This window comes from Brevundimonas sp. (assembly GCF_036405315.1).
Lineage (GTDB): Bacteria > Pseudomonadota > Alphaproteobacteria > Caulobacterales > Caulobacteraceae > Brevundimonas.
The window spans coordinates 1-4,810 of sequence record NZ_DASWXW010000170.1 but is presented as its reverse complement, the minus strand read 5'-3'; the positions used below and the strand labels follow the sequence as shown (position 1 = coordinate 4,810).

General features: G+C 69.4%; 5 protein-coding genes and 1 other RNA gene. 2 read left to right on the top strand and 4 right to left on the bottom strand.

Annotated features, from left to right (window positions below):
- The 3 genes from VGE49_RS10715 to ffs all read right to left on the bottom strand — a co-directional run.
- A partial coding sequence (locus VGE49_RS10715) for a DNA polymerase III subunit gamma/tau (RefSeq protein WP_331034544.1) occupies positions 1–1,416 on the bottom strand: 1,416 nt, incomplete at its 3' end.
- Positions 1,417–1,472: 56 nt separating this feature from the next.
- Positions 1,473–1,871, bottom strand: a complete 399-nt coding sequence (locus VGE49_RS10710) for a DUF3597 domain-containing protein (RefSeq protein WP_331034543.1) — start codon at positions 1,869–1,871, stop codon at positions 1,473–1,475.
- Positions 1,872–2,065: 194 nt separating this feature from the next.
- Positions 2,066–2,159, bottom strand: an RNA gene (gene ffs, locus VGE49_RS10705) — signal recognition particle sRNA small type.
- 74 nt (positions 2,160–2,233) lie between these two features.
- Between ffs and nudC the strand changes: the two genes are divergently transcribed.
- Complete coding sequence (gene nudC / locus VGE49_RS10700) at positions 2,234–3,157, top strand: NAD(+) diphosphatase (RefSeq protein WP_331034542.1); 924 nt, start codon at positions 2,234–2,236, stop codon at positions 3,155–3,157.
- 159 nt (positions 3,158–3,316) lie between these two features.
- Here nudC and VGE49_RS10695 read toward each other — a convergent pair whose 3' ends face one another.
- A complete protein-coding gene (locus VGE49_RS10695; protein WP_331034541.1) occupies positions 3,317–4,039 on the bottom strand; it encodes a 3-deoxy-manno-octulosonate cytidylyltransferase in 723 nt (240 codons plus the stop codon).
- Between the two features lie 145 nt (positions 4,040–4,184).
- On the opposite strand from VGE49_RS10695, the gene VGE49_RS10690 reads away from it, so the two are divergent.
- Positions 4,185–4,810 (top strand): c-type cytochrome (locus tag VGE49_RS10690; protein WP_331034540.1); only part of this gene is annotated, 626 nt, incomplete at its 3' end.

Below are 4,810 nucleotides of genomic sequence, written 5' to 3'. Positions count from 1 at the left end.
CATGGCCGAGGCGCCGCCTCCACCGCCGCCGCCGCGCGGACCGCCCGCGCCGCCGCCGCCCGGCAGGGTTCCGCCCGACTGGATGGCCTTCAGCGCCTCTTCCGGTCCCGGCAGGTCGGCGGCGTAGGCCAGACGCACGATGGCCATTTCCACGGCGTCGGCCGGATTGGGCGCGCGCCGCACCTCGTCCAGAGCCTTGAGCAGCATCTGCCAGGTGCGCGACAGGGTTCCGGCGGAAATCGCCGCGCCCAGCGCCGTCAGTTTCTGCGCCTGATCATTGGGCAGGCGGGTGGCGTTGGGACCCAGCATCTTGGCCACCGAAGCCGCGTGGCAGTGCTCCAGCAGGTCGTTGGTGACCTGCACCGGATCGGCGCCATAGCCGTAGAGGGTGCGGAAGTTTTCCAGCGCCTCGGCGGTGCGTCCCGCCATGACGGATTCGAACAGGGCGATGGTTTGCGTGCGGTCGGCCAGACCCAGCATGTCGCGCACGGTGGCGGTCTGCACCGTCGCGCCGCTCTCGGCCTGAACCAGGGCCTGATCCAGCAGGCTGAGGCCGTCGCGGACCGAGCCCTCGGCGGCGCGGGAGATCAGCGCCAGGGCCTCCTGCTCGATCTTCATGCCTTCGCGGTCGGCGATGCGGCCCAGGTGGCCGACCAGGACCTCGGGCTCGACGCGGCGCAGGTCGAACCGCTGGCAGCGTGACAGGATGGTCACCGGGACCTTGCGGATCTCGGTGGTGGCGAAGATGAATTTGGCGTGGGGCGGCGGCTCCTCCAGCGTCTTCAGCAGGGCGTTGAACGCCTGCGTCGACAGCATGTGGACCTCGTCCAGCACATAGACCTTGTAGCGGGCTTCGACAGGCGCGTAGCGGACGCTTTCCAGGATGTCGCGGATGTCGTTGACGCCGGTGTGCGAGGCGGCGTCCATCTCCATGACGTCCATGTGCTGGCCGGCCATGATGGAGGCGTCGTGGCGGCCATGCGCCGTCAGGCTCAGCGACGGCTTGTCGATGACGTCGGTTTCGTTGTTCAGCGCGCGGGCCAGCAGGCGGGCGGTCGTCGTCTTGCCGACGCCCCGCACCCCGGTCAGCATGAAGGCGTGGGCGATGCGGCCGGTGGCGAAGGCGTTGGTCAGGGTCCTGACCATGGCTTCCTGGCCGATCAGGTCCTCGAAGGTGCGAGGCCGGTATTTGCGCGCCAGAACCTTGTAGGCGCCGTCGTCGGCGGGTTCGTCCGCAAAGGGCTCCGCCTTGGTCGGCGCAGGCGCAGGCGCGGACACCGGCGCAGCGGCGGCGACCGGTGCAGCCAGCTCAGGCGCAGCGGCGGGCGCGCCGAACATGTCGTCGGTGTTCTCGTCCCGCTCGGGAACGTCCTCCTCCCAGGGAGGGCCATCAAGACTCGGATCGACGTCGCTCATGATCCTGTCTTAGCGCGAGAGGGCGCGGTCGCGCACCCCCTCGCGAGAGACGGACCTCACAGATCGGTGGGCAGACGGCCGCCGTTGTCCCTGATCTTCTGGATCACCTGGGCGTGCAGCCAGATGTTCATGCTGGCGCTGTCGGACTTGTCGCCGGCATAGCCCAGCTCGTCGGCCAGTTCCTTACGCTCGGCCAGCGAGGATTCCAGCCCGACCAGCTTCATCAGATCGACGATGGAGGTGCGCCAGTTCAGCTTCTGCGCGCGCTGGTCGTTCATGAAGTCGAGGATGCCGGCGACATCGACCTCGGGCGCGGGGACGACGGCTGCGGGAGCGACCGGCGCAGCCTGAGGCGCGGCGGGCGTTGCGGTCGGCGCCGGCGCCGCCGGCGCGGTCGGGGCCGCCTCCGCCTTCTTCCTGAAGATGCCGCCGAGAATGGACCCGAGAATGCTCATCCGCCTGCTCCTGAAAGGGTGAAGTCCTTTCAGCGGGCCAGAGCGATTCCGGTTCCGTGAAGCTTGCGCGATGCGGCAGGCGGCTCCGTAAAAACAGAGTCCAATTCGTCTGAATTGTCTGAAATCGCGCTCAAGAAGCGAGCCAGCGCTCAAGCAGGCGATCATCGCATGATCGACGATAGCGCCAAAAGGATGAGGGTGGAGACCGCGACCCGAAGGGGAATTCGTTGTGGCTGCTGCCTTCCGGCCCTGACCAAGTTGGCGAAGCCTTCGCCCGCGATCTCCGAGAGGGGATATGACGGTTGGCGACGCGGGAATCAAGACCCCTCCCCGCGTCGTCTTCTCGGGGGTATGAAGCGGCCATGTCCCATACCCACGTCTTCTCCGGCAATCCGCTCGACCGCTCGGGCGACCTTCGCAACGATCTCGCCTGGCTGGGCGAGCAGGAGGCCAATCCCGAGGCCTTGGCCATGGTGCTGTGGGAGGGGCGGCCTCTGGTCGAGGACCATGAGGACGGACAAAGGCTGGTCTGGCTGGCGCTGGGCCACGGGCGCGACCTGGTTCCCGACCGCGACGTCTTCCTGGGCCTGTGGAAGGGGGCGCCGGTCTTCGCGGTGGAGTTCGAGGGCTCCATCGACCCGACCACCGGCCCCGCAGGGGGCCTGGGCCAGTTCATCGAGATGCGCGCGGCGGCGGCGGCCCTTTCGGAGGCCGACGTCGCCATCGCCGGGACGGCCAAGAGCCTGTTCGACTGGCGCCGCCGTCACGGCTTCTGCGCCGCCTGCGGCAAGGCGACGGATCAGGCCTCGGGCGGCTGGCGGCGGGTCTGTCCGGCCTGCGGGGTCGAGCATTTCCCCCGCGTCGATCCGGTCGTCATCATGCTGCCGGTCTATAAGGGCGGGGCGGAGCCGCGCTGCCTGCTGGGCCGTCAGGCGATCTGGCCCGAGGGGCGGATGTCGGCCCTCGCCGGCTTCATGGAGCCCGGCGAATCCATCGAGGAGGCCTGCGCCCGCGAGGTGATTGAGGAGGCGGGCCTGACGGTTTCAGATGTGGCGTATCATTCCAGCCAGCCTTGGCCCTTCCCCGCCCAGTTGATGATCGGCCTGATCGCCGAGGTCACGACCGACGAGGCCGCGCCGGACCAGACCGAGCTGGAAGCCGTGGCCTGGCTGACCCGGGCCGAGGCGCGGGCGGTTCTGGCCGGAACGCATGGGACCATCCATGCGCCGCCGCCCTTCGCCATCGCGCGGCGGCTGCTGGAGAGCTGGGCGAACGAGGAAGCGTAGCGCCGATCCTCTCCCTCCCCTTCATGGGGAGGGTGGCTGACGCGAAGCGGCAGACGGGTGGGGACGCTTTGGCAAAGCGCCGCGCTCCGTATCGCCTCGCCCTCCCCACCCGGTCGCTGCGCGACCACCCTCCCCATGAAGGGGAGGGAGAAGGTCGAGCTACGCCAGCTTCCCGGCCGCTTCCAGATCGGCCGGATTGTCCACCGACAGCGGGGCTTCGTCGATGACCGAGGCCCAGATCTGCAGGCCCATTTCCAGGGCGCGCAGCTGTTCCAGCTTTTCGCGTTTCTCCAGCGGCGAGGGCGGAGCGGCGCAGAAGCGCATCAGGGCCTCGCGGCGATAGCCGTAGATGCCGACGTGGCGCCAAATCGGGCCGTCGCCGTACAAGGTCGAGCGGGTGAAGTAGAGGGCGCGGCCGCTGGCCTCGCCTTCAGGCAGGGCCAGGACGGCCTTGACCACGTCGGGATTGGTGCGGTCCGACATGCCCGCCTCGGCCGCGACCAGGGTGGCGATGTCGCAGGCTGATTCGCGGGCCAGCAGGTCGGCGCAGGCGCGCGCCAGATCGGGCGAGGCGAAGGGCATGTCGCCCTGGACGTTGATGACCAGGTCATGCGCGCCGTCGGGATCGACCGCCTCGACCGCCGCGCGGATGCGGTCCGAGCCGCTGGGCAAGGCCGGATCGGTCAGGATCGCCAGGCCGCCCGCCGCTTCCACGACCTCGACGATCTCGGGATCGCCCGCCGCCACGGCGACGCGGAAACCCGACAGGGCCGCCTGTTCCCAGGCGCGCACGATCATGGGCTTGCCGCCGATGTCGGCCAGGGGCTTGTTCGGCAAACGGGTCGCCGCCATGCGAGCGGGTATCATTATCAGCGGATTCATCGGCTTGACGACGTCCAGAGACGCCCGGAAGCGCCCGGGCCGGTTGCGAAGGTCGCGCTAGCGTGTAAGAGACGCCCACGCAAGAATACGCCTGACGCCGCTTCGCGGTGGGGGGGCTCATTAGAGACGGGAAGCGACGACGCGCATGAGCGGCGATCTGAAGTGGAACAAGATTATGGGCGCGTGCCTGGGCACCGCCTTTGTCATCCTGGTGGTCCAGCAGGTTTCGGGCATGGTGTATCACACCAAGCAGCCCGAAAAGATGGGCTACTTCGTCGATGCGCCGGAAGAATCCGCCGGCGGCGAGCCCGCCGCCCTGCCGATCGACTGGGGCACGGTCCTGCCGACCGCCGACCTGGCCGCCGGTGAAGCCGCCTTCGCGCGCTGCCAGGCTTGCCACACCGCCAACGCGGGCGGCGCCGACGGCATCGGCCCCAACCTGAACGGCGTCCTCGGCGGCCCGGTCATGCACCGCGCCGGCTTCGCCTATTCGGACGCCATGGCCAAGCACAAGGCCGAGGCCCCGACCTGGGGTTATGACCAGATCGACGCCTTCCTGACCGCGCCGGGCCGCTACGTCCCGGGCACCAAGATGTCCTTCGCCGGCATCCGCGACGAGAAGACCCGCATCAACCTGATCGCCTGGCTGCGCACCCAGGGCTCGGCCGGCTTCGCCATCCCGGCCGCCGATCCGGCGCGCCAGCCGGGCGCCGCTGCTGCGGCGGCTCCGGCGGCTGACGCGGCTGCGGCTCCGGCCGAAGGCGCTGCGGC